This window comes from Nocardiopsis deserti (assembly GCF_008638355.1).
Taxonomy (GTDB): domain Bacteria; phylum Actinomycetota; class Actinomycetes; order Streptosporangiales; family Streptosporangiaceae; genus Nocardiopsis; species Nocardiopsis alborubida.
Genome location: NZ_VWVS01000012.1, coordinates 312,192 through 334,787, shown reverse-complemented (window position 1 = coordinate 334,787; position 22,596 = coordinate 312,192). Strand labels below are relative to the sequence as shown.

General features: G+C 73.5%; 19 protein-coding genes, 1 tRNA gene and 1 pseudogene. 5 read left to right on the top strand and 16 right to left on the bottom strand.

Features of this window, described 5'->3' with window-relative positions; translation table 11 throughout:
* Positions 1 to 249: 249 nt before the first annotated feature.
* From rho to FYW99_RS16485, 7 genes are all read right to left on the bottom strand, one after another.
* On the bottom strand, positions 250 to 2,247 hold the full coding sequence (gene rho, locus FYW99_RS16515) for a transcription termination factor Rho (protein ID WP_150252919.1): 1,998 nt from the start codon (positions 2,245 to 2,247) through the stop codon (positions 250 to 252).
* 440 nt (positions 2,248 to 2,687) lie between these two features.
* The gene (thrB, locus tag FYW99_RS16510) at positions 2,688 to 3,626 is read right to left on the bottom strand and encodes a homoserine kinase (RefSeq protein ID WP_150252997.1); all 939 of its coding nucleotides are present in this window, start codon (positions 3,624 to 3,626) and stop codon (positions 2,688 to 2,690) included.
* Between the two features lie 239 nt (positions 3,627 to 3,865).
* On the bottom strand, positions 3,866 to 4,924 hold the full coding sequence (thrC, locus tag FYW99_RS16505) for a threonine synthase (RefSeq protein WP_190394694.1): 1,059 nt from the start codon (positions 4,922 to 4,924) through the stop codon (positions 3,866 to 3,868).
* 262 nt (positions 4,925 to 5,186) lie between these two features.
* Positions 5,187 to 6,473, bottom strand: a complete 1,287-nt coding sequence (locus FYW99_RS16500; protein WP_150252917.1) for a homoserine dehydrogenase — start codon at positions 6,471 to 6,473, stop codon at positions 5,187 to 5,189.
* 67 nt (positions 6,474 to 6,540) lie between these two features.
* Entirely contained in the window at positions 6,541 to 7,926 is a 1,386-nt protein-coding gene (lysA, locus tag FYW99_RS16495) for a diaminopimelate decarboxylase (protein WP_150252916.1), read from the bottom strand.
* A gap of 118 nt (positions 7,927 to 8,044) precedes the next feature.
* Complete coding sequence (locus tag FYW99_RS16490; RefSeq protein ID WP_150252915.1) at positions 8,045 to 9,130, bottom strand: DALR anticodon-binding domain-containing protein; 1,086 nt, start codon at positions 9,128 to 9,130, stop codon at positions 8,045 to 8,047.
* Entirely contained in the window at positions 9,127 to 9,513 is a 387-nt protein-coding gene (locus FYW99_RS16485; RefSeq protein WP_150252914.1) for a response regulator, read from the bottom strand. Before FYW99_RS16485 ends, FYW99_RS16490 begins: the two co-directional genes overlap by 4 nt.
* Positions 9,514 to 9,643: 130 nt before the next feature.
* On the opposite strand from FYW99_RS16485, the gene FYW99_RS16480 reads away from it, so the two are divergent.
* Positions 9,644 to 9,715: transfer RNA gene (locus tag FYW99_RS16480), tRNA-Arg, on the top strand.
* 259 nt (positions 9,716 to 9,974) lie between these two features.
* On the opposite strand, the gene FYW99_RS16475 is transcribed toward FYW99_RS16480, so the two are convergent.
* Together FYW99_RS16475 and FYW99_RS16470 are read right to left on the bottom strand one after the other, a co-directional pair.
* The gene (locus FYW99_RS16475; RefSeq protein ID WP_150252913.1) at positions 9,975 to 10,676 is read right to left on the bottom strand and encodes an exonuclease domain-containing protein; all 702 of its coding nucleotides are present in this window, start codon (positions 10,674 to 10,676) and stop codon (positions 9,975 to 9,977) included.
* A gap of 256 nt (positions 10,677 to 10,932) precedes the next feature.
* Positions 10,933 to 12,185: pseudogene (locus FYW99_RS16470) on the bottom strand (RNA-guided endonuclease InsQ/TnpB family protein).
* 119 nt (positions 12,186 to 12,304) lie between these two features.
* On the opposite strand from FYW99_RS16470, the gene FYW99_RS16465 reads away from it, so the two are divergent.
* Positions 12,305 to 12,823, top strand: coding sequence for an LURP-one-related/scramblase family protein (locus tag FYW99_RS16465; protein WP_150252996.1), 519 nt, complete (start codon positions 12,305 to 12,307; stop codon positions 12,821 to 12,823).
* A gap of 40 nt (positions 12,824 to 12,863) precedes the next feature.
* On the opposite strand, the gene FYW99_RS16460 is transcribed toward FYW99_RS16465, so the two are convergent.
* Complete coding sequence (locus tag FYW99_RS16460) at positions 12,864 to 13,127, bottom strand: hypothetical protein (protein WP_223839087.1); 264 nt, start codon at positions 13,125 to 13,127, stop codon at positions 12,864 to 12,866.
* A gap of 48 nt (positions 13,128 to 13,175) precedes the next feature.
* Complete coding sequence (locus tag FYW99_RS16455; RefSeq protein WP_150252912.1) at positions 13,176 to 13,715, bottom strand: DinB family protein; 540 nt, start codon at positions 13,713 to 13,715, stop codon at positions 13,176 to 13,178.
* A gap of 153 nt (positions 13,716 to 13,868) precedes the next feature.
* On the opposite strand from FYW99_RS16455, the gene FYW99_RS16450 reads away from it, so the two are divergent.
* Positions 13,869 to 15,086 (top strand): sensor histidine kinase, encoded by a 1,218-nt coding sequence (locus FYW99_RS16450; protein WP_150252911.1) that lies wholly within the window; start codon positions 13,869 to 13,871, stop codon positions 15,084 to 15,086.
* Positions 15,074 to 15,718 carry a LuxR C-terminal-related transcriptional regulator gene (locus FYW99_RS16445; RefSeq protein WP_150252910.1) on the top strand — a complete coding sequence of 215 codons (645 nt, stop codon included), beginning with the start codon at positions 15,074 to 15,076 and terminating at the stop codon, positions 15,716 to 15,718. Before FYW99_RS16450 ends, FYW99_RS16445 begins: the two co-directional genes overlap by 13 nt.
* 46 nt (positions 15,719 to 15,764) lie before the next feature.
* Here FYW99_RS16445 and FYW99_RS16440 read toward each other — a convergent pair whose 3' ends face one another.
* From FYW99_RS16440 to FYW99_RS16425, 4 genes are all read right to left on the bottom strand, one after another.
* Complete coding sequence (locus tag FYW99_RS16440; protein WP_150252909.1) at positions 15,765 to 16,652, bottom strand: bile acid:sodium symporter family protein; 888 nt, start codon at positions 16,650 to 16,652, stop codon at positions 15,765 to 15,767.
* A 319-nt stretch (positions 16,653 to 16,971) separates the two neighbouring features.
* Positions 16,972 to 17,526, bottom strand: coding sequence for an ATP-binding protein (locus tag FYW99_RS16435; RefSeq protein WP_150252908.1), 555 nt, complete (start codon positions 17,524 to 17,526; stop codon positions 16,972 to 16,974).
* 213 nt (positions 17,527 to 17,739) lie between these two features.
* Positions 17,740 to 19,275 (bottom strand): glycerol-3-phosphate dehydrogenase/oxidase, encoded by a 1,536-nt coding sequence (locus tag FYW99_RS16430; protein ID WP_150252907.1) that lies wholly within the window; start codon positions 19,273 to 19,275, stop codon positions 17,740 to 17,742.
* Positions 19,272 to 19,877 (bottom strand): TetR/AcrR family transcriptional regulator, encoded by a 606-nt coding sequence (locus FYW99_RS16425; protein WP_150252906.1) that lies wholly within the window; start codon positions 19,875 to 19,877, stop codon positions 19,272 to 19,274. Before FYW99_RS16425 ends, FYW99_RS16430 begins: the two co-directional genes overlap by 4 nt.
* A gap of 17 nt (positions 19,878 to 19,894) precedes the next feature.
* Here FYW99_RS16425 and FYW99_RS16420 point away from each other — a divergent pair, with 17 nt between their 5' ends.
* Positions 19,895 to 21,505, top strand: a complete 1,611-nt coding sequence (locus FYW99_RS16420; RefSeq protein WP_190394684.1) for an FAD-binding oxidoreductase — start codon at positions 19,895 to 19,897, stop codon at positions 21,503 to 21,505.
* Positions 21,506 to 21,580: 75 nt separating this feature from the next.
* Here FYW99_RS16420 and FYW99_RS33000 read toward each other — a convergent pair whose 3' ends face one another.
* A complete protein-coding gene (locus tag FYW99_RS33000) occupies positions 21,581 to 22,546 on the bottom strand; it encodes a hypothetical protein (protein ID WP_150252905.1) in 966 nt (321 codons plus the stop codon).
* Positions 22,547 to 22,596 lie beyond the last annotated feature (50 nt).

The window sequence follows — 22,596 nt, the reverse complement described above, 5'->3', positions numbered from 1 at the left end:
GTTTTCCCGCCAGGGGATACACCCTTGTGTGATCCGCAACACAGTAGTGATCTTTTTCGTCTCACGGGCTGTTTCTTCCGTGATTCGAAAGGAAAGCGGGGTGTGCGCGGGCCGGTGAAGGCGGACCCGCCGGGCGCGTTCCCTGCGGCCCGCACAGGGCCTGCCCCGGTCGGGCGCGGTCCGGCGGACACGACGAGGCCCCCCTCCCGAAGCGGGAGGGGGGCCTGGTTCGACCGGGGGTTACGCGGGTCAGCGCTCGGGACCCACGGTGGTCTTCTGGATCTGGAGCAGGAACTCCGCGTTGCTCTTGGACTCCTTCATCTTGTCCAGGAGCAGCTCGATGGCCTGCTGGGCGTCGAGCGCGTGCAGCACCCGGCGCAGCTTCCAGACCACGCCGAGCTCCTCCGGCGACATGAGGATCTCCTCCTTGCGGGTGCTGGACGCGTCCACGTCCACCGCCGGGAAGATCCGCCGGTCCGCCAGGCTCCGGTTGAGCTTGAGCTCCATGTTGCCGGTGCCCTTGAACTCCTCGAAGATCACCTCGTCGGCGCGCGAGCCGGTCTCGACCAGCGCCGTGGCCAGGATGGTCAGCGAGCCGCCGCCCTCGATGTTGCGGGCAGCGCCGAAGAAGCGCTTGGGCGGGTAGAGCGCCGTGGAGTCCACACCGCCGGACATGATGCGCCCGCTGGCGGGGGCGGCCAGGTTGTAGGCGCGGCCCAGGCGGGTGATGGAGTCCAGCAGGACGACGACGTCCATGCCCATCTCCACGAGCCGCTTGGCTCGCTCGATGGCCAGGTCGGCGACGACCGTGTGGTCCTCGGCGGGCCGGTCGAAGGTCGAGTGGATGACCTCGCCCTTGACCGTGCGCTGCATGTCGGTGACTTCCTCGGGCCGCTCGTCGACCAGGATCACCATCAGGTAGCACTCGGGGTTGTTCTCGGTGATGGCGTTGGCGATCGCCTGCACCACCATCGTCTTGCCCGCCTTGGGCGGGGAGACGATCAGCCCGCGCTGGCCCTTGCCGATGGGGGCGACCAGGTCGATGATGCGCGTGGAGAGGATCTGCGGCTCGGTCTCCAGGCGCAGGCGCTCCTGCGGGTACAGGGGGACCAGCTTGGAGAACTCCTGGCGGCCCCTGGCCTGGTCGGGCGACATGCCGTTGACCGAGTCCAGGCGCACCAGGGCGTTGAACTTCTCCCTGCGCTCGCCGTCCTTGGGCTGGCGGACCGCGCCGATGATGTGGTCGCCCTTGCGCAGGCCGTGCTTGCGCACCTGGGCCAGGGAGACGTAGACGTCGCTCTGGCCGGGCAGGTAGCCGGTGGTGCGCACGAAGGCGTAGTTGTCCAGGATGTCGAGGATGCCCGCGACCGGCAGCAGGACGTCGTCGTCGCCGATCACCGGTTCCGGTTCCTGGCCCCCGCTGCGTCCGCGGCGGTCGCGGCGGTCCCGGCGGCGTCCGCGGCGGCGTCCGCCGAAGTCGTCGTCGTCGCTGCCGCCACCACCGCCACCACCGGAGCCGCGGCCCTGGTTCTGGCCGCCACCACCCTGCTGGGCGTTGCTGTTCGCGTTCTGGTCGTCACCGCCGCGGTTGCGGTTGCGGCGGTTGCGCTGGCGCTCGCGACCCTGCCCGGACCTGTTGTCACGGTCCTCGGCGGAGTCGGGGCCGTTCTTCTGGGGGGTGCTGGATGTCTTGGTCACGCTGCTCGCGGAGGTAGAGGATTCGGCGCCGTCCACCGCCCGGGGCTGGTCGCCGGGCTCGTCACCGCGTCGGCGGGACGAACGGCGACCGCGGGAGGGCTTCTCGCCCCGTCCGCCCTGGGGGTCGGTCACGGCCTGGTCCGACGGCTGCTTGTCCGCGCGCTTGCGCGGGGCCTCGTCCGTGCCCGGCGTCTCGGGAGCCTCGGCCCGGCCGTCGGTTGCCTCGACCTTACCGGCCTTGGACGCCGTCTCGGCGCTCTTTGCTGTTTTGGCCTTCGTGGGGCCGCCGACGGGGCCGCCCTGCTTGGCCTCGATCGCGGCGATGACGTCGCTCTTGCGCATGCGCCCCGTACCGGTGATACCCAGGCTGGACGCGAGCTTCTGGAGCTCGGGGAGCTTCAGGGCCGCGAGACCGGTCCCGCGCGACGCCGCGCGGGACCGCGAGGGCGTACCTGTCGGCGCGCCATCGCCAGCCTCCGTCACGGAAACGCCGGTGGTGGCTTTGTCTTCGACCGCCGCGTCCGTTCGGAGTTCGGTGGTGTCGCTCACTAAGGGTCCTTCCCAAGGAGCGGGCGTCGGCCGTCAGCGGGTGCTGGAGCGGCCGGCCCGGTGGTGCGAACCGGCAGGGCCGGGTAGGGCGTGCCCCACGTGGATGTTCGGAAACCGGCGTGAAGGCGGTCCCGTACCCAATCGCGACGGGCTCTGGGTACAGCCAGACGTCGGGGCGGATGGCTCGGTGGTGTTGCCCGTCCATCGTGAAGACACGCTCATCCGAGGAGGAGCGGGCTGCGATGACGTTGGCGACAGCCGCGGAAGAACCGCGGACTCGACACGTCGGCCGCCGCTTCCGGTTGGTCGTGGGACCGGACCACCGGAGTATGGGACGCGAAGGCCGTTGTGGCGGATGAGCACTCGCCCCGCAACGGGGCATCTGGTGCTTCACCTAGCCTAACACCACCAGAGGCCACGGCTATTCCTCGACACAGGTGCTACGAATGGGGAGATGGGGACCGCACCCCCGCCAGCTCCACGAGCAGGGGGCGTATGTCCCAATTCTTACCCGCCCTCCGGCGAATCGAATCAACCTGGTCCGCGATTTCCGGCGAATCCGCGGACGCCTCCCCCGCCCCCGTCGAACACAGGACCAGGACCGTCGGCCCCGCGCCGGAGACCACCGCGGGCAGTCCCTCGTGTCGGCGCAGGTCACGGATGAGATCGAGGGTGTCCGGCATGGCGGGAGCGCGGTAGGACTCGTGTAGCCGATCCCGCGTGGCCGCGTACAGGGCTTCGGGATGGCCACAAACGGCCGCGGTCATCAGCGCGGCGCGCCCGGCGTTGAACGCGGCGTCGCCGTGGGGCACCCGCTCGGGCAGCAGCCCGCGGGCCCGCTCGGTGGACAGCCGCCACCCGGGCACGCACAGCACCGGCAGGACGCGGGCGTCCGGGGCCAGGGACACCGCGCCCCAGCGGTCGCCGTCGCGGTAGGCGATCGTGTATCCGCCGTAGACGCAGGGGGCCACGTTGTCGGGGTGGCCCTCGATGTCCGCGGCGATCTGGTAGATGCCGTCGCGGTCCGGCCCGCCGTCGGGTCCGGTGCGCCCCAGCAGGGCGCTCGCGACGGCCACGCCGCCGACGATCGCCGAGGAGGAGGAGCCGAGCCCGCGGGCGTGCGGGACGCCGTTGACGCAGGTCAGGTCGAGCCCGGGCAGTTTCTCCCCGGCCCGTTCGAAGGTCTCGCGTATGGCGCGCACCACGAGGTGGCGCTCGTCGAGGGGGACCTCGTCGGCGCCTTCCCCCTCGACGCGCACGCGCAGCTCGCCGTCCTCGCGCGGGGACGCCTCGAACGTGTTGTACAGGCGCAGTGCCAGGCCCAGGGCGTCGAAGCCCGGTCCCAGGTTGGCGCTGGTGGCGGGGGCCTGGACGGACACCCGGGTGGGGCGTGATGGGCTCACGTGAGGCTCTTTCGTTTCTTCTCTGGGGCTCCGCTCCGCTTCGCCCCGTGTTCGGGCGCCCCGAAGGCAGGCGGCTTCATCCTCGTCCACGCCTGTCGCTCGTTCCTCGCTCGCGGCTCGACTCGTCTTGCAGCACCCTGCCGGCGCCCCCACACGTCTTCTCTGGGACTCCGCTCCGCTCCGCCCCGGCGGGCCGACGCGGTCCGGGAGAGGGCTCAGGCCAGGTCGAGGGCCCGGGCCGCGGCGAGGGCGTCGACCGGGACGGTGGTGGCGGAGGAGGCTCCGGCCAGCGCCCAGTCGGGGTCCTTGAGGCCGTTGCCGGTCACGGTGCACACCACGCGGCTGCCGGGCTCGACCAGCCCCGCCTGCACGGACTGGAGCAGACCGGCCACGCTGGCGGCGGAGGCCAGCTCCACGAACACGCCCTCCTCGGCGGCGAGGAGTTTGTAGGCGGCCATGATCTGGCGGTCGGTGACCTTGTCGATGAGGCCGCCGGACTCGTCGCGGGCCTGCTCGGCGAGCTTCCAGGAGGCCGGGTTGCCGATGCGGATGGCGGTGGCGATGGTGCTCGGGCTGGTGACGGGCGCGCCGTTGACGATGGGCGCGGAGCCGCTGGCCTGGAAGCCGAGCATGCGCGGGTTGCGGGTGGAGATCCCGTCCCTGGAGTACTCGGTGTAGCCCATCCAGTAGGCGGTGATGTTGCCCGCGTTGCCCACGGGGATGCAGTGGACGTCGGGGGCGTCGCCGAGGGCGTCGACGATCTCGAAGGCGGCGGTCTTCTGTCCCTGGAGGCGGTAGGGGTTGACCGAGTTCACCAGGGCGACCGGGTAGTCCACGCTGAGCTTGCGGGCCAGTTCGAGGCAGTCGTCGAAGTTGCCGTCGACCTGGAGCAGGCGGGCGCCGTGGACGAGGGCCTGGGCCAGCTTGCCCATGGCGATCTTGCCCTGGGGCACCAGCACGGCGCAGGTCATGCCCGCGCGGATGGCGTAGGCGGCGGCGCTGGCGCTGGTGTTGCCGGTGGAGGCGCAGATGACGGCCTTGGCGCCGTCCTCGGCGGCCTTGGTGATGGCCATGGTCATGCCGCGGTCCTTGAAGGACCCGGTGGGGTTGAGCCCCTCCACCTTGAGGAAGACCTCGCAGCCCGTGAGCTCGGACACGCGCGCGGCGGGCAGCAGGGGCGTGCCGCCCTCCTGGAGGGTGACAACGGGGGTGCTCTCGTTGACGGGGAGGCGGTCGCGGTACTCCTCGACGATGCCTCGCCACGCCCGTGCCATGCTCACGACTTGTCCCTTTCGGGTGGATGCGGCTTCGCTTGACGCGCGGTGGAAGAGGCGGGGCGCCCGGACGGCTCGGTGGCGCGTCCGTGGTCCCCACCAGCTACGAGTCTATGACCCCGTCCGCACTATCCCGAATCGCGGTCGGGTGTCTCATCATACGGACATGCGGGGTCGCGCGGCGCGGGCCGCACGGATCCCGTGCGGCCCACCATGGGGTTCTCGTCGTCCGCGCCGCGCCTCGTCCGCGCCGCGCGGACCCTCAGTCCGCGAAGGTCTCCACGCGCATCACGCTGGCCACCTCGCGCACCATCTCGTGGACGCGCAGGTCCTCGACCGTGGCGCTGAGCGCGGCGTCGGGGGCGGGGTGGCTGACCAGCACCAGCTGGGCGTCGTCCCCGCTGCCCTCCTGGCGCACGTTCTTGATGGACACACCGTGGTCGGCGAAGATCTCCGCGACCTTGGACAGCACGCCGGGACGGTCCGCCACGTCCAGCGCCACGTGGTAGCTGGTGATGGTCTTGCCCATGTCGTGCACCGGCAGTCCGGTGTCGTGCCCGCCCTCGGCCACCGAGGTGTCGGCGAGGCGGTTGCGCGCCACCGCGACCAGGTCGCCCAGGACCGCGCTGGCGGTGGGGGTGCCCCCCGCCCCGGCCCCGTAGAACATCAGGCGCCCCGCGGACTCGGCCTCCACGAACACCGCGTTGTAGGCCTCCTTGACACTGGCCAGCGGGTGCCCGACCGGGAGCATCACCGGGTGGACGCGCACGCCCACCGACTCCCCGTCCTGCGAGCGCTGGCAGATGGCCAGGAGTTTGACCACGCAGCCCATCGCGCGGGCGCTGGCGATGTCGCCCGCGGACACGGCGGTGATGCCCTCGCGGTGCACGTCGGCGGCGGTCACCCGCTGGGTGTGGAAGGCCAGCCGGGCCAGGATGGCGGCCTTGGCGGCCGCGTCGAAGCCCTCGACGTCCGCGGTGGGGTCGGCCTCGGCGTACCCGAGGGCCTGCGCCTGTTCCAGGGACTCGGTGAACCCGGCCCCCTGGGAGTCCATCCGGTCGAGGATGTAGTTGGTGGTGCCGTTGACGATGCCCAGCACGCGGTTGACCCTGTCCCCCGCGAGCGAGTCGCGCAGGGGCCGCAGCAGCGGGATCGCGCCCGCCACGGAGGCCTCGTAGTACAGGTCCACCCCGGCGTCGCGGGCGGCGGCGTGCAGGGTCTGGCCGTCCTCGGCGAGCAGGGCCTTGTTCGCCGTGACCACGGACTTGCCCGCCTTGATCGCGGCGAGGATCAGGGAGCGGGCCGGTTCGATGCCGCCGATGACCTCCACCACGAGGTCGATGTCGGGACGCGTGGCCAGGGCCGTGGCGTCGGTGGTCAGCAGCGCCGGGTCGACGCCGCGGTCGCGGCCCAGGCGGCGCACCGCGATGCCCCCGACCTCGATGGGCGTGCCCACCCTCGCGGCCAGTTCCTCGGACTGCTCGTTGACCAGGCGGACGACTTCCGATCCCACCACGCCGCATCCGAGCAGCGCCACCTTCATCGCCATTTGGGCGTGACTCCCACTTCTCTCGTGAATCCTCGTCTCGGGGCGGTCCTGCCGCCGTCGGGACCGTTCAGCCGACGTCGAGGCGGAGGAGGTCCTCCTCGCTCTCCCTGCGCACGATGACGCGGGAGCTCCCGCCGCGGACCGCGACCATGGCCGGCCGGGGCAGGTGGTTGTAGTTGCTCGCCATGGAGTAGCAGTAGGCCCCGGTGGCGGCGACGGCCACCAGGTCGCCCGGGCGCAGGTCGGCGGGCAGGTAGAGGTCGTGGACGATGATGTCGCCGCTCTCGCAGTGCTTGCCGACCAGGCGGGACAGCATGGGTGCGGCGTCGCTCTCCCGGGAGACGAGCTGGCCGGTGTACTCCGAGCCGTACAGGGCGGTGCGGATGTTGTCGCTCATGCCGCCGTCGACGCTGACGTAGGTGCGGATGCCCTCGACGTCCTTGACCGTACCGACCTCGTAGACGGTGATCCCCGCCGGGCCCGCGATGGCGCGGCCGGGCTCGACCGCGATGCGCGGCACCGGCAGTCCGGCCTCCTCGCACTCGCGGCGCACGATGGAGGTGAGGCTCCCCGCGATGGTCTTGGGGTCCAGGGGGTCGTCGCCGGAGGTGTAGGCGATGCCCAGGCCGCCGCCGAGGTCGAGTTCGGCGAGGGTGACGCCCAGTTCCTCGTGGACGCCGGTGAGGAACCGGGTCACGCGGCGGGCGGCGACCTCGAAGCCGGAGGTGTCGAAGATCTGCGAGCCGATGTGCGAGTGCAGGCCGACGAGTTCCAGGTGCGGGGCGGCCAGGACGCGGCGGACGGCCTCGGCGGCGGCGCCGGTGCTCATCGCGAAGCCGAACTTCTGGTCGTCGTGGGCGGTGGCGACGAACTCGTGGGTGTGCGCCTCCACGCCGGTGGTGACGCGGATGAGGACCCTGGGCCGGGCGCCGAGCTCGGCGGCGATCGCGCCGAGGCGCTCGATCTCGTCGAGGGAGTCGATGATGACGCGGCCCACCCCGGCCTCGACGGCGCGGCGCAGCTCGGCGGCGGACTTGTTGTTGCCGTGCATGCCGATGCGCTCGGCGGGGACCCCTGCGGCCAGGGCGACGGTGAGTTCGCCGCCCGAGCACACGTCGAGCTTGAGCCCCTCCTCGTTCACCCAGCGCGCGACGGCCTTGGTCAGCAGCGCCTTGCCCGCGTAGTAGACGTCGGCGTCGGAGAAGGCGGTGCGGTAGTCGCGTGCGCGGCCGCGGAAGTCCTCCTCGTCCATGACGAAGAGTGGCGTGCCGTGGGTGGCGGCGAGTTCGCGCACGCCGACGCCGCCGACGGTGAGTTCACCGTCCGCGCGGCGCGCGGTGGCGGGCCACACGCGCGGGTCGAGGGCGTTGAGGTCCTCGGGCGGCAGCGGCGGGTTGTCCTCCGGCAGGATCTCCGCGTGGCGGGAACCGGCGGGGTGGGCGTAGCGGCTCATGATGGGCTTTCGACTGGGACTGTACGGCTGTGCGGGTCGGCGGTACCTTCTACCCCCATTGTCCACCGAACCGATCGGAACGCCAGGGACGGGTACGGCCCACCGGGGGCACGGGTGCCTACAGCCTTGTGGGCGCTGACACCCCGAGCAGGAGGAGTCCGGTGTGGAGGACCCCGGCGACGGCTGCTGGCAGGGCCGGGTCCGCGGCGGTCCGCTCGGTGGCTTCGGGGACCGCGGCGGAACACGTCCGCCACTCATCGTAGGCACTGGTCAGCGCCTCCAGGTATCGGACCAGGATATGGGGTTCCTCTCGGCGGGCGGCCGTGTCCAGGACGCTGGGGCCGTCGAAGAGGAGGCCGCGCACGGCGGCGGTGCGGTCGGGGCAGGCCGCGGGGGGCGGTGCGCCCTCCGCGCTCCAGCGCACGAGGCTGGTCGCGTGGGCGTGGGCGTAGCGCATCCGGAAGGCGGGGTTGGCGTCGGTCAGGCGGGCCCAGGCCCCGGGGTACTCGGCGGAGGGCAGCACCGGCAGGTCGCGTCCGGTGGTCTCGGCGCCGCGTGGGCGTTCGGGCACCGACCGGCAGAAGGCGACGCGTGCGCTGTCCTCGCCGACCGCGCCGAGGGCGCGCGCGGCGGGGGTGAGCAGCTCCCGGTGTCCGCCGTCGAGGTAGGGGTCGCGCCAGGAGGCCCCGCCTGGGGCGGGCGGAGGGGTCTGGGGGCCGACGGCCAGGGCGATGCGGGCGCGGGCGTCGGCGCGGGCGAGCCTGCGGGCCTGGGCGACCGGCCCGGCCTCGTGCAGGGCGGAGGCGGGCCACTCCCCCTCGCCGTCCCAGTCCCTGCCGGTGAGGAAGCGGGGCCCGTCGGCCGCCGCGGCGAACAGGGCGCCGCGCTGGCGTCCGGTGAAGGTGATGTTGAGGAAGCCGCGGCCGTCGCCGGTGACGCGGTCGAAGTCCACCAGGCCCTCGTCGCGCATGGCCGAGAGCTCGGCGGCGACGCGGTCGCGGACCTCGGCGCGGCGGTCCCCCCGGCGCTCGGGCTCACGGCCGCCCGCGCCGCCCGACAGGCGGGGCGGCAGGGCGGTGGCGGCGTCGGCGCCCCCGTCCGCGTGGTCGTTGCGGGGCCACACGAAGGGGATCGCTTCGGGGTCCAGGTCCAGGGCCCGCGCGGCGGCCTCACGGACGGCGGCCTCCAGGCGCCCGGGGGTCATTCCCGTCCCCTGTCGACCAGGCTCCGGATGATGTCGATGAGCGCGTCGGGGTCGAAGGGCTTGGTGACGTAGGCGTCCACAGCGAGGCGCCTGCCGCGCTGGTGGTCCGCCTCCTGGGTGCGCGCGGTGACCATGATGATGGGGCGGTCGCGGGTGCGGGCGTCGGCGCGCAGGCGCTCGACGGCCGTCCACCCGTCCACACGGGGCATCATGACGTCCATGGTGACCACGTGCGGGTCGATGTGCGCGGCGCGGTCGAGGCAGTCCTGTCCGTCCACCGCGGTGAACACCTCGAACCCCTCCAGTTCGAGGTTCAGGCGGATGAGCTCGCGGATCACGTCGTCGTCCTCGACGACGAGAACCCGTGTGGGTAGGGCGTTCACGGGCGCGACACTACCGCCGCCGGGTGACACGGCACCACCGGATCGCGGTGATCGCCGGGCCGGGCCGGGCGCGGCGGCAACGGGTGGACGAAGGACGGCGCGATCCTGCTAGAGTTGTTCACGCAAGCCAGCCCCCTTAGCTCAGGGGATAGAGCATCGGCCTCCGGAGCCGGGTGCGCAGGTTCGAATCCTGCAGGGGGCACCCACAGCGGACCAGCGGGATCGCCCAGCTGGCCAGCCGGAACAACGCCGACCGACACGGTCGGCGTTCTTCGTTTTCCGCCACCTGACGCCAGGTTTCCCGGGCTTCCCCGGACACGCGGCGGACAGGACGTGCAGCGCGCGAGGGCGGGGGCGCCGAGAGCACTCGGTGTCCCCGCCCTCGCGCGTTCCAGCCGTACGTGATCCAGGTCACCGGCAATCGCCCGTCCGGGTGTTCCGGCGTGGTGGGGAGTACCCGGTCAGGCACGGCCCGGCAGCGGCCAGGAGCCGTCCACGACCGCCTCGGGGTCCCTGCGCCGCAGGTAGTCCTGGAAGCTGGCGGCCTGTTCGGCCTTCCATCCCACCTGCGCGGCGTGCAGGTCGTCGATGCCCATGGCCGCCAGTTCGGGGTGGGTGGCGGCGAGCTTCCAGGCCAGCCGGGCGGCGGCCAGCGCGTCCGCGGCGGCCCCGTGCGCCTGCTCGGCGTCCAGGCGCACGCCGTGGTGGGCGCACACGTCGACCAGCTTGCGCGAGCCGCGCCGGAAGGTGTCGAAGCGCTTGTCGATCACCAGCGGGTCCAGGACGCGCAGCGTCCCGTCCAGGCGCGCCCCGGCGCCGTGGCGCCGCGTCTCGGACGTGAGCAGTCCCAGGTCGTAGGGGGCGTTGTAGACCACCACCGGCAGTCCGTCTGCCGCCGCCTTCTCCAGCGCGGCGCCGATCTCCGGCACCGCCTCGGCGGCGGGGCGGCCGTGGGAGCGGGCGTGCTCGGTGGTGATGTGGTGGATGTCGGTGGCCTCCTGGGGGATGTCGATCCCGGGGTCGATGAGCCAGGTGGTGACGTCCTTGGTGCGGGCCGCGGGGTCGATGCGCCACAGGGCGGCGGTGACGATCCGGTCGTTGGCCAGGTCCAGGCCGGTGGACTCGGTGTCGAACGCGGCCATGGGCCGGGTGTGCCAGGTCATGGGGACCTTTCCGGGTCGGGATGTGCCGTAGGTACCCGCTCCGGCGCGTGTTGTGCCGGAACGGGTGAACTTTCGCGGGCACGGCCCCGTCCGGCGCCGGTGCCGACGCGGGGCTTCGCGGGCGGCCTCCCGGCCGGTGTCCGCCCGGCGGGCGTTGTCCACAGGCGGGGACGGCCTCTGGTGCGGCGGGCGCGCGTGCCCTAACTTCGAGGCTGGACTTCCTCTCCTGTCTGAAGGCAGGAGGATCCGGAACCACCTACCGGTGGTTCGAGGCCACAGCCTCGTCACGGGTCGCCCCGTGGCCTTCCTGCTTCGTCGCCGGTCGCCCCGTCCGGGAGGACTCCCGTTGAGGTCTCACACCAGCTCCGCAGGCAACCACCGCCAGCCCGGCGGCTTGGAGGTTGAGCGCCGCGTTCACCTCACGGTCATGAGTGATGTCGCACTGGGGACAGGTCCACTCCCGTACGTTCAACGTCAACGAAGCGTGCACGTACCCGCACCCGGGTGTCGGGCACGACTTGGAGGAGGGGAAGAACCGGTCCACCACGACCAGGCCGCGTCCGTACCAGGCGCACTTGCAGGCCAACACCGACCGCAGCTCACGCCAGGCCACATCCGAGATCGCCCGGGACAGCCGACGGTTTCGGACCAGGTTGCGCACCGTCAGATCCTCGATCACGACCACCGGGTTCTCGCGGACGAGTCGAGAGGTGAGCTTGTGCAGGAAGCCGCGCCCGCGGTCGGTGATGCGGGCGTGCACCCGCGCCACCTTCCGGCGGGCCCTGTCCCGGTTCGCGCTGCCCTTGGCCTTACGGGCCAGCGCCCGCTGTGCCCTGGCCGCTCCGGCCCGGTCGCGTCGCTCGTGGCGGGGGTTGGCCACCTCCTCCCCCGTCGACAACGTCACCACGGAGGTGATTCCGGCGTCGATGCCGACCGCGCCGTTGGCGGCCGGGGCCTGCTCGACGTTGTCCTCGCACAGCAGCGGGACGAACCAGCGCCCGGCCGCGTCACGCGAGACCGTCACCGTCGAAGGACGGGCGTCCTCGGGCAGGGGCCGCGACCACATGATGTCCAACGGTTCGGCCATCTTGGCCGGGGTCAGCTACCCGTCGCGGTAGCGGAACGCGGACCGGGTGTACTCCGCCGAGGCCCGCGAGGTCTTCTTCGACTCGAACCGCGGATACCGCGCACGCTTGTCGAAGAAGTTGCGGAAGGCCGTGTGCAGGTGGCGCAGCGTCTGCTGGAGCGGGACGGAGGAGACCTCGGTGAGGAAGGACAGCTCCTCGGTGCTCTTCCACGCGGTCAGCGCCGCGGAGGAGTCGGTGTGGGACAGCCGCCGCTGTTCGGTGTTCCAGGCGGCGGTGCGTTCGGCCAAGGCTTTGTTGTAGACCAGGCGCACGCACCCGAACGTGCGCGACAGCTCAGCCGCCTGCGCATCGGTCGGATAGAAGCGGTACCCATCGGATAGAAGCAGTACCGAAACGCCCGCTTCACGCTCTTCCTGGTCATGGCACACACCGTAGCGACCGCCCTGCGACCGCGTGAGGCGCATCCAACAGAAAGTCACAGAAAGGAGAGGGCGTGTCCTCCCCGCCCCGAAGGAAGGGGTGGCCACGCCCAACAAACAGATGAAGTTCCTGGTACGCGAACGCGTTTTCGACATCGGTGACGACTACTGGGTGACCGACGAGGCGGGTGAGAAGGTCTTCCTCGTGGACGGCAAGGCGCTGCGGCTGCGCACGACCTTCGAGCTCAAGGACACCGGCGGCACCGTCCTGGCCGTCATCCGCAAGAAGCTGTTCAGACTGCGCGACCAGATGAGGGTCGAGCGGGAGGGCGGTGCCACCGCCACCGTGCGCAAGCGCCTGGTCAACCCGCTGCGCGACAAGCTCGTGGTGGAGGTGGAGGGCGCACCGGACTGGGAGGTGACCGGGGACTTCCTCGGCAAGGAGTACGTGATCAGCGACGAGCACGGCACCGTCGCGCACGTGTCCCGCAAGTGGTTCCGCGTCCTGGACACCTACGCGGTGGACGTGAACACCCACCGCGCCGACCTCGCCGGGGACCCCGCCCTGGTGATCGGCGTGGCGGTGGCCGTGGACACCCTCACCCGCGACGAGGACGACGAGGAGGGGCCGCAGGACTGAGCCGGGACGCGCGCGGCGGCGCCCCGGCCCCTCCCCCTGGTCAGGCGGCGGGCCACCTCCAGCGCAGCACGATCCCGGCCGCGACCACGGCGCACAGGACCGGGCGCACCCGGTCCAGCGGTTCGGCGCCCAGGATGTGCGGGGCGGGCAGGCCTCCGGAGAGCAGCAGGTGGAGGAGGGCCACGGCGGCGTCGACGGCGAACCTGCGGCGCGTGGGACCGGCCTGGGCGTCCAGCGCCGTCCAGTGGCGGGACGGCACGGGGTCGGACGCGCCGGTCAGCGGGGAGTCGGTCGCCGCGGGCATCGGTCGTGTTCCGTCCCGGAGGCGGGTGGGGGCTCCCCTCCCACGATGTCAGTGCCCGGTGGCGCCGTCGACGCGCTCGCGCAGCAGGTCGGCGTGGCCGTTGTGGCGCGCGTACTCGGCGATGAGCCTGACCAGCACGGTCCGCAGCTGGACGGGCTCCTCGTGGTCCGGTCCGCCGATCGCGTCCAGGGGGAAGGCGGCGGCGATCTCCCGCCCCCGGGCGGTCTCCTCGCGCCAGAGAGCGAAGGCCTCGGCCGGGTCGCCTGCCACGTCGTCGAAGTCCTGGTGGGGATCGTCGTCGGAGTAGTGCAGCAGCGGCAGCTCCTCGCCCGCGAACCGGATGCGCAGCCACCACCGCTCGACCCCGGCAAGGTGCCGGACCAGTCCGTGCAGGCTCATGTCCGAGGGCTCCACCGATCTCGCGGAGAGCTGCTCCGGGGTGAGCCCGGCGCACTTGGCCGCGAAGGTGGCCCGGTGCCAGTCGAGGTAGGCGGTGAGGATCTCGCGTTCGCTTCCGGCCAGGGGCAGGAACGGTCGGTCGGCCCCTTCCCAGCTGGGCGAGCGGTGGACGGGAGAGGTCGTGTGCATGCCGCCAGTGTGCCCCCGGTCCACGACAGTCCGCGCCCGGCGCCCGCACCCGGGTTCTCGCCCTCGGAAGACGGTGGCTGGCTGTAGTGCCCGGGGTGTCCGCGATGGACCAGACTGTCGTTGGTCGACGGGCGTGAGGAAGGGACGGCGGGGATGGGTGTGGTCTGGAGGCGGGCGCTGAGGGCCAGCACGTACCTGCTGGTGGTCCTGGGCTCGGGACTGGTGACGCTGGCGATGCTGCCGCTGACCCTGGCCGTGGCGCTGACCATCCCGGTCGGCGGTCTGGGGTTCGTGCTGCTCCCGCGCTGGATGGGGCTCCTCGGCCGGTGGGCCTCCTGGCACCAGGGGTGGGCCTCCCGCTTCCTGGGCGTGCCGGTCCCGCGCGTCCGCGGGCGGGAGGCGTCCGGCTTCCGGGAGCTGTGGGGCCGGCCGTCAACCCGCCGCGTCCTGCTGTGGTTGCCCGCGTTCGCGCCGGCCAGCACCGTGCTGGGGCTCGTGGGGCTGCTGGCACTCGCGATGCCGCTGAGCGCGCCGCAGTACCTGTTCTGGTGGGCGATCCCCGAGACGGAGCCGCTGCAGCTCCTGTGGCTTCCGGTACTGGACTGGGGCACGGCGCTGGCCACCGGGGTCGGGTACGCGGTGGTCGGGTGCGCGCTGGGCCTGGGCGCGGCCGGTCCGGCGGCCCGGGCCCACGCCCGCATGACCCTGGCACTGCTGGCCCCCACCGAGGCGGAACTGCTGGCGGCCCGGGTGGACGAGCTGAGCCGCACGCGCGCCGACGTGGTGGACGCGCACGGCGCGGAGCTGCGCCGGATCGAGCGCGACCTGCACGACGGCACCCAGGCACGGCTGGTGGCGATCGCGATGCAGGTGGGTGTGGCGCGGGAGGCGGTGGAGGACCCGGCCGTGGCCGCGCTGCTCAGGAACGCCCACGAGGGCGCCGAGGAGGCGATGGCCGAGCTGCGCGAGGTGATCCAGGGCATCTACCCGCCGATCCTCGCCGACCGGGGCCTGGCCGGGGCGCTGACCGCGCTGGCCGCCCGCACCACCGTTCCCACCCGCCTGGACGTGGGCGAGCTGGGCACGCTGCCGGTGGCGGCGGAGACCGCGGCCTACTTCGTGGTCACCGAGTCGGTCACCAACGCGGTCAAGCACAGCGGGGCCGAGGAGATCTCCGTGCGCCTGGAGCGGGCGGACGGCGTGCTGCGGGTGACGGTGCGCGACGACGGATCAGGCGGGGTGGACGAGGAGCGCGGCAGCGGGGTGCGGGGCCTGCGCCGCCGGGTGGCCGCCCTGGACGGTACGGTACGCGTGGACAGCCCGGCGGGCGGGCCGACCGTGATCGACGTGGAGATGCCGTGCGGATCGTGATCGCCGAGGACAACGTGCTGCTGTCGGCGGGACTGGAGCTGCTGCTCTCCACCAGGGGTTTCGAGGTGGCCGAGGTGGCCGCGGACGCGGCGGCCTTCGCCGACGCCGTCGACCGTCACCGGCCCGACCTGGCCATCGTGGACGTGCGGCTGCCGCCGAACTTCCGCGACGAGGGCATCCACGCGGCGATCGGGGCCCGCCGCAGGCACGAGGCGCTGCCGGTGCTGGTGCTCTCGCAGTACGTGGAGAGGGACTACGCCGGGGAGCTGCTGGCCGACGGCCGCGGCGGCGTGGGCTACCTGCTCAAGGACCGGGTGGGTCGGGTGAGCGAGTTCGTGGACGCGCTGCGGCGGGTGGCCGGGGGCGGCACGGTGATGGATCCGGCGGTGGTGCAGCAGTTGCTGGCCCGCCGGGCCCGCGACCCCCTGGAGTCGCTCACCCGGCGTGAGAACGAGGTCCTGGCGCTGATGGCGGAGGGGCTCGACAACGGGGAGATCGCCGAGCGGATCGTGGTCACCGAGAACGCGGTGCACAAGCACGTCGGCAACATCTTCGCGAAGCTGGGGCTCTCGCCCGCCGACAGCGGGCACCGCCGGGTGCGCGCGGTGCTCGCCTACCTCGACAGCAGGTGAGCGGCCCCGACCGGTTCCGGCGGGGCGGCACCCGGCGGGGAGCGGGTCAGCGGCCGGGCGCCGGGGCCTCCTCACCGGCACCCCTGCGGGTGATCAGCAGGCCGGTGGCGGCCGCGGTGAAGAACATCAGCACGCCGTACACCGCCGACGGGACGGCCATCTCGGTGCTGCCGAGCAGGGCCGGGCTGAGCGCGATGGCCAGGGACAGCGTGGTGTTGTGCAGGCCGATCTCCATGCAGGAGGCGATCGCCTCGGGGCGGCCGGTGCCCAGGACACGCGGTGCCCAGTAGCCGATGGTGAGGCTGGCGATATTGAACAGCAGCACCATCAGTCCCACGGACACGATGTAGTCGCCGATGTTGTCGAGTTCCTGGTAGAGCGCGACGGCGATGACGCCGAACAGCACCGCGACGGAGGCGGTCTTGACCGGCCTCTCCATGCGCCGGGCGAAGGCCTCCGCCCGGGCCCTGACGAGCATGCCGACCGCGACGGGGACCAGGATGACCGCGAACACCTGGAGGACCTTGCCGACCTGGAGTCCGAGGGTGTCGCCGTCGCCCATGAAGTAGGCGATCGCCAGGTTGGTGATCAGCGGCAGGGTCACCATGGCGGTGAGGGAGTTGAGCGCCGTCAGGGAGATGTTGAGCGCGACGTTGCCGCGGAACAGGTAGCTGTACAGGCTGGCGGTGGTGCCGCCGGGCGAGGCGGCGAGCAGCATCATGCCGACCGCCAGGGCGGGCGGCGGGTCGAAGAGCAGGACGAGGACGAGGCAGACCAGGGGCAGGACGAGGATCTGGCAGCCCAGGACGAGCGCGACCGTGCCGGGCATCCTGGTCAGCCGGACGAAGTCCCCGGCGGTCAGGCTCAGGCCGAGGCCGAGCATGATGACGGCGAGTGCCGCCGGGAGCGCGATCGTGGCGATGGTGGAATCCATGGGCGGACACCTCGGGGCGGGCCGCGCGGGGGCGCGGTTCGGCGGTCGGGGGGAGTTGGCCGGCCGTCGCGGACCGCGGAGGTGAGGGTGCCGGCCTGGGGCGCCGCGTGCGGTGTCACGGGCCCGCCGGCCCGTGCGGATCGGGGATCGCGCCGTCCCGTGATCCGCGCCACATGTGACTACTGGCCAGTATGCTGGCACGCCCCCGCCCGGGTGGCAAGAGCGGGCGCCCGGTCCGGGTCTCTCCCGCCCCGTCCCCGGCAGGGCTCAGTCACCCGCGCGCGCCACCCGGAGCTCCCCGGCCCCCTCCCGGCAGGGTTCAGGCGGCGGGCCAGGAACTGCCGGTGAGGTCGTAGGCCAGGTGGAACCACACCTTGCGGATGCTGGGGTGGCCGTTGTCGCCCCAGGCGGTGGCGAAGCTGTCGACCAGGGCCAGGCCCCGGCCGTTCTCCGCGGTGAGCCGGTCGCCCTCCAGTGGTCCGGCGCTCAGCGGGCCGTCCTCTCCGGGCTGGGAGCGCGTGGGCCTGCCGTTGTCCCGGCAGACCAGCGTGAGCCCGTTGGGCGCCCGGGTCACCCGCAGTACGAAGGTCTGTCCCTCCTCGCCGGAGCGGCTGTGCCGGATGGCGTTGGTCGCCAGCTCGGTACCCAGCAGCGAGAAGACGTACCGGTAGTCGCTGTCCCTGGTGGCCGCGCAGGTGTCCAGGAAGGCGCGGGCCAGCGGCACGCCCGCGGGCTCTCCGGGGAACTCCCAGTGGCGTTTGGTGAAGGGGACCGGCGGCCGTCCGTTGAAGTAGTGCCGGTACTCGTCCGGGACATCCGTGAGGACGGTGTCCTCGGCCTTGGCCAGAGCCGGCACGGAGACGAGCGTGGGCATGGGAGGACTCCTTCGGCGGGGCGGCTCAGTGGGCAGGCGAACCGTGGGAGGGGGCGGCTGCGGGAGCGTCCTGGGACCGCCTTCGGGGGAGGGGCGGCGGGAACGGCTACGACCTTACGCGATCAGACCCCTGTGGGACAGGGGATGCGGGTGTGGTGAGTCCCCGAAATCCCGCGCGTTCCCCGGTCCGCCTCCCCCAGCCCCGCCCGCCGCTCAGCCCACGGCCCCGAGCGCCGCCTCGGCGGCGGCCTCGGCCACGGACCGCTCGGCGGGTACGAGCCCGACCCGGGTGCGGCGGTCCAGCAGGTCAGCGGCGTCCATGGCCCCCTCGTGGCGCACCCCGAACCGGAGCTCGGCCCCGGTGACCCCGCGGACGAGGGGAGTGAGCAGCGCCGGGTCGGCGTCGGCCTCGGCCAGCACGTCGACCGCCTCGGTGCCGTACCTGGCCACCAGGCGGCGCGGGGCGGCCACGGCGTCGAGCTCCTCGTGCGGGGCGGCGCCGACCAGGGGCAGCGTGCGGGTCCGGCAGGGGCTCGCGGACAGCCCGCGGGAGCGCACCGCGGTGTCGACGGCCTGCTCGGCCATGGCGCGGTAGGTGGTGAGCTTGCCACCGACCACGGTGACGGTGCCGTTCGGGGCGACCGTGACGGAGTGCTCGCGGGACAGGCCGGCGCTGTCCCCGGCCCCGCGCACCAGCGGGCGCAGACCGGCGAAGGCGCCGAGGACGTCGCCGCGGTCCAGGCGGGTCTCCAGGGCCCGGTTGAACTGGTCCAGCAGGAAGTCCACATCGCCGTCGGGCACCTCGGGCACGTCCGGGACGGGGCCCTCCGCGGGCTCGTCGGTGAGCCCGGCCAGGACCCGGCCGTCCGGCTGGGGCAGGGCGAACACGAAGCGGCTGGCGCTGCCGTCGACCGGCACGGTGAGCGCGGCCCGGGGCCGGCCCAGGGAGGCGCCGTCGAGCACCAGGTGGCTCCCCCGGCTGGGGCTCAGCCGCACGTGGGGGTCGAGCCGGCCGGCGTGGACGCCGGTGGCGTTGACGACCGCGCGCGGGCGCACGGGGACGATCCGGCCCGTCACCCCGTCGCGCAGCACGGCGCCGTCGGCGGCCAGGCTCTCGGCCGAGCAGCGGGTGAGGACCCGGGCGCCCTCGCGGGCGGCGGTGCGCGCCAGGGCGACCACGAGGCGGGCGTCGTCCACGAGCTGGCCGTCGAAGGTCACGACGCCGCCGAGCAGCCCCCGCCGCGCGACGCCGGGGACCAGGCGCAGGGTCTGGCGCGGGCCGACCACGCGGGGCCGGGGCAGCACCCCGCCGGGGGTCCCGGCCACGACCCGCAGCAGGTCGCCCATCCCCGCCCCGGCGCGGACGAGCAGGGCGTGCGACAGCCCGGTCCCCCGGTGGACCGGGACGACCATGGGCAGGGGCCGCACCAGGTGGGGCGCGGTGACCCGCATGAGGACGTCGCGCTCGCGGGCGCTCTCGTAGGCGATGGCGACCTGTCCCCTGGCCAGGTAGCGCAGGCCGCCGTGGACCAGCTTGGAGCTCCAGCGGCTGGTGCCGAAGGCCAGGTCGTGGCGTTCGACCAGGACGGTGGACAGGCCGCGCGAGGCGGCGTCGAGCGCGACGCCGGCGCCCGTCACTCCCCCGCCGACGACCAGGAGGTCGATCCGGGGGTCGTGCTCCAGCGCGGCGAGGTCCGCCGCGCGCCGGGCGGTGTTGAGGGAGGAGGACGTGTGGACCGCGGGGCTCATGGGTTCTCCTGGTTCGGCGGGCGGAGGTAGCCGTCCAGGAGGGCGGCGAGCTCGTCGACGAGGCCGGACTCGTCGGTGACGTCGGCGAACAGTCGGCGGGAGGTGACCGTGCCCTGGACCGTGACCAGCACGAGGCGGGCCAGCACCGCGGGGTCGCCCGCGCGCACCGACCCGTCGCGCTGGCCCTCGGCCACGACCGGCTCCACCAGTTCGAGGGCCGCGCGGTGGCTGGTGCCCAGCCGCTGGAACGTGTAGGTCGCCAGGAGTTCGGGCTCGGTGTCCACGATCCGGACGAACAGCGGGTGGGCGAGCAGCGCGCGGGCGACCCCGGCCGCGTGCCGGACCAGCCGGGCGCGCACGTTCTCCTCCGCGGGCCCGCCGCCGGAGCCGTCCCCCTCCTCCGCGAGGATCCGCCGCAGTTCCCGCGTGAGCAGGTCGGCGACGAGCGCGGTCGCGTCGGGCCAGCGCCGGTACACGGTGGGCCGGCTGACCCCGGCGCGGCGCGCCACGTCGGTCAGGGTGGTGCGGCGCACCCCGAAGGCCTCGACGCAGGCGCGGGCCGCGTCCAGGATGCGGTCTTCAACGTTACGTATTGACGCCATGTGTAAAACTGTAGAGCATGACTGACGACACTGCCCCCGGGACCGCCCCCGAGATGAGCTGGTTCGCGTGGGGCGACCCCGCCCGGGCGCGCGAGCTGGACCCCGGCCTGCGCGACCTGGTCTCCCAGGTGCTGCGGGCCCCGCTCGCGGATCTGCCGCCGGTCCCCGAGGAGCGGGTGGAGCTGGCCCCCTCACGGCTGGACGAGCGGCTGCGCGGACTGCTCTCCGGTGTGGTCGGGACCGGCCACGTGGACGACGGGGACGCCGCCCGGCTGCGCCACAGCGGCGGCAAGAGCACCCCCGACCTGCTGCTGCGCCGCGCGGGCAGGGCCGACCCCGCTCCGGACGCCGTCCTGTACCCCGCCGACCACGGCCAGGTGCAGCGCGTCCTGGAGGTGTGCTCGGCCGAGCGCGTGGCCGTGGTGCCCTTCGGCGGAGGCACCAGCGTGGTGGGCGGGGTCGCGCCCCTGCGCGGCGGCCTGCGCGCCGTGGTCTGCCTGGACCTGCGCCGTCTGGACCGGCTGGTGTCGGTGGACACCGCCTCCATGACCGCCGTCCTGGGCGCGGGCGTGCGCACCCCGCGCGCCGAGGCGCTGCTGGCCGAGCACGGGTGCACGCTCGGGCACCTGCCGCAGAGCTACGAGTACGCGAGCGTCGGCGGTTACGCGGCAACCCGTTCCAGCGGGCAGGCCTCCTCCGGGTACGGCCGCTTCGAGGACATGGTGGTCTCGCTGCGCGCGGCCACCCCGCGCGGCACCCTGGACACGGGCGGCCCGCCCGCCTCGGCGGCCGGGCCGGACCTGGGCCGCCTGCTGCTGGGCTCGGAGGGGACGCTGGGCGTGATCACCGAGGTGGGCCTGCGGATCCGCCGCCGCCCCGAGCGCGTGCTGGACGAGGCCTGGTCCTTCCCCGACTTCGCGGCGGGGGTGGACGCGCTGCGGACCCTGGCCCAGTCCGGGATCCGGCCGACCATGGCGCGGGTCCTGGACGAGGCGGAGACCTTCGTGGGAGCGGCCATGGCAGGGCGCGAGGCCCTGCCCGGCTGCCAGGCGGTCCTGGGCTTCGAGGGCACCTGCGCCGAGGTGGACGTGCGCGCGGCCGCGGCGCGTGAGGCCATGGCCGGGGCGGGCGGCACCCCGCTGGGCCCCGAACCGGTGGCGCACTGGCGGGACAACCGGTTCTCGGCGCCCTACCTGCGCGACTCCCTGCTGTCGGCCGGGGTCCTGGCCGAGACCCTGGAGACCGCGGCCCCCTGGAGCGGTCTGCTCCCGCTGTACACGGCGGTCTCCGCCGCGCTCACCGGGGCGCTGGACGACGGGGAGGGCGGCGCCGTGGTGATGTGCCACGTGTCGCACACCTACCCCACGGGAGCCTCGCTGTACTTCACGGTGGTGACGGCGGCCGGGGCTGCGCCTCTGGAGCGCTGGAGCCGGGCCAAACGGGCCGCATCGGAGGCGATCGCGGCCAACGGCGGGACGATCACCCACCACCACGCGGTGGGGACCGACCACCTGCCGTGGATGGCGGCGGAGATCGGCCCCCTGGGCGGGGAGGTGCTGCGCGCGGTCAAGGCCGCGCTGGACCCGGGGGGCGTCCTGAACCCGGGCAAGCTCATCCCCGCCCCGTAGGGCGCCGTCCGGTCAGGTCCCCGTGGAGCGCCGTCCGGCCGGGCCCGGGGCCGGTGGCCCGTCCCCGGGCGGACGTCAGGCCCGTTCGCTCTCGCGGGAGAGCTGGCGCTCCACCCGTCCGGCGAAGTCGGCGAGGAATCCCAGTGCCTCGGCCTCGCCGACGCCGTCGTCCCCGACCGTGTAGGAGACCGAGACCGTCACGTTGACGGTGGCGAAGAACACCGCACCGTAGGCGCTGCCGTCGGTGTACCCGTCGCTCTCGAAGAGGACCGCGTACCCGTTGTCGCCCGCGGACACGGGGCGCCAGTCCAGGACCGCCGTCCCCTCGTCCCGCTCCTCCTCGTGGTGTCCCTCCTCACGGTCCCGGAGTTCGTCCTCCAACTCCCCGTGGAGCTCCTCGACGACCTCCCCGCCGTCCTCGTACTCGAAGAGGGAGACGATGACGTGCACGGGGTAGGCCTCGACGTTCCCGACGCTGCAGCTGAGGTAGCCGAGCATGCCCCCCTCGGCCAGGTGCCCCGTCTCGTCGTCCTCGACGGAGGTGAACTCGCCCTCGGCGCGGGGGCTGTCGGTGCCGGGCACGGTGTCCACCACCTCGGCGGGCAGCAGCCGTCCACAACTGGGCAGTTCGGCGTAGGGGCGGTCGTCGGCGATGTTCCACACCACGACGCCGAGGGAGACCGCCAGCAGGACCGCCGCGGCGGCGCCGCCGATGAGCAGGCCCCTGCGGGGGCGCCGGGGCGGACCGGGCTGTGCCGGGTGGCCGGGAACGGGCGGCCGCTGGGGCGGCGTGCCCCCGGGCGCGCCGTACCCGGGCTGGGCGGGCGGGGCGTGGGAGTGGTCGGGCGGGAAGGGTTGCCGACCGCCCGGCGGCTGCCCCGGCTGCCCGGGGAAGCCCCCCGGGGCCTGCGGTCCGGGACGCGGCTGTCCGGGGAGGCCCGGATGGGGCTGTGATCCCGGATGGGGCTGTCCCGGCTGGCCGGGGAAGGGCTGCCCGCCGGGGGGACCGGGGAACGAACCGTCGTTCGGGGGATAGGTCATCGGCTCTGCGGCGTCGACCCGTCCGGCGGACGGACGCCGCGCCTCCTCAC

Bases quoted from the DNA above. Each gene is read 5' to 3' on its own strand.
- thrC (WP_190394694.1), bottom strand. From the start codon at position 4,924: ATGGCACGGGCGTGGCGAGGCATCGTCGAGGAGTACCGCGACCGCCTC.
- FYW99_RS16500 (WP_150252917.1), bottom strand. From the start codon at position 6,473: ATGGCGATGAAGGTGGCGCTGCTCGGATGCGGCGTGGTGGGATCGGAA.
- lysA (WP_150252916.1), bottom strand. From the start codon at position 7,926: ATGAGCCGCTACGCCCACCCCGCCGGTTCCCGCCACGCGGAGATCCTG.
- FYW99_RS16490 (WP_150252915.1), bottom strand. From the start codon at position 9,130: ATGACCCCCGGGCGCCTGGAGGCCGCCGTCCGTGAGGCCGCCGCGCGG.
- FYW99_RS16475 (WP_150252913.1), bottom strand. From the start codon at position 10,676: ATGACCTGGCACACCCGGCCCATGGCCGCGTTCGACACCGAGTCCACC.
- FYW99_RS16465 (WP_150252996.1), top strand. From the start codon at position 12,305: ATGAAGTTCCTGGTACGCGAACGCGTTTTCGACATCGGTGACGACTAC.
- FYW99_RS16460 (WP_223839087.1), bottom strand. From the start codon at position 13,127: ATGCCCGCGGCGACCGACTCCCCGCTGACCGGCGCGTCCGACCCCGTG.
- FYW99_RS16455 (WP_150252912.1), bottom strand. From the start codon at position 13,715: ATGCACACGACCTCTCCCGTCCACCGCTCGCCCAGCTGGGAAGGGGCC.
- FYW99_RS16450 (WP_150252911.1), top strand. From the start codon at position 13,869: ATGGGTGTGGTCTGGAGGCGGGCGCTGAGGGCCAGCACGTACCTGCTG.
- FYW99_RS16440 (WP_150252909.1), bottom strand. From the start codon at position 16,652: ATGGATTCCACCATCGCCACGATCGCGCTCCCGGCGGCACTCGCCGTC.
- FYW99_RS16435 (WP_150252908.1), bottom strand. From the start codon at position 17,526: ATGCCCACGCTCGTCTCCGTGCCGGCTCTGGCCAAGGCCGAGGACACC.
- FYW99_RS16430 (WP_150252907.1), bottom strand. From the start codon at position 19,275: ATGAGCCCCGCGGTCCACACGTCCTCCTCCCTCAACACCGCCCGGCGC.
- FYW99_RS16425 (WP_150252906.1), bottom strand. From the start codon at position 19,877: ATGGCGTCAATACGTAACGTTGAAGACCGCATCCTGGACGCGGCCCGC.
- FYW99_RS16420 (WP_190394684.1), top strand. From the start codon at position 19,895: ATGACTGACGACACTGCCCCCGGGACCGCCCCCGAGATGAGCTGGTTC.
- FYW99_RS33000 (WP_150252905.1), bottom strand. From the start codon at position 22,546: ATGACCTATCCCCCGAACGACGGTTCGTTCCCCGGTCCCCCCGGCGGG.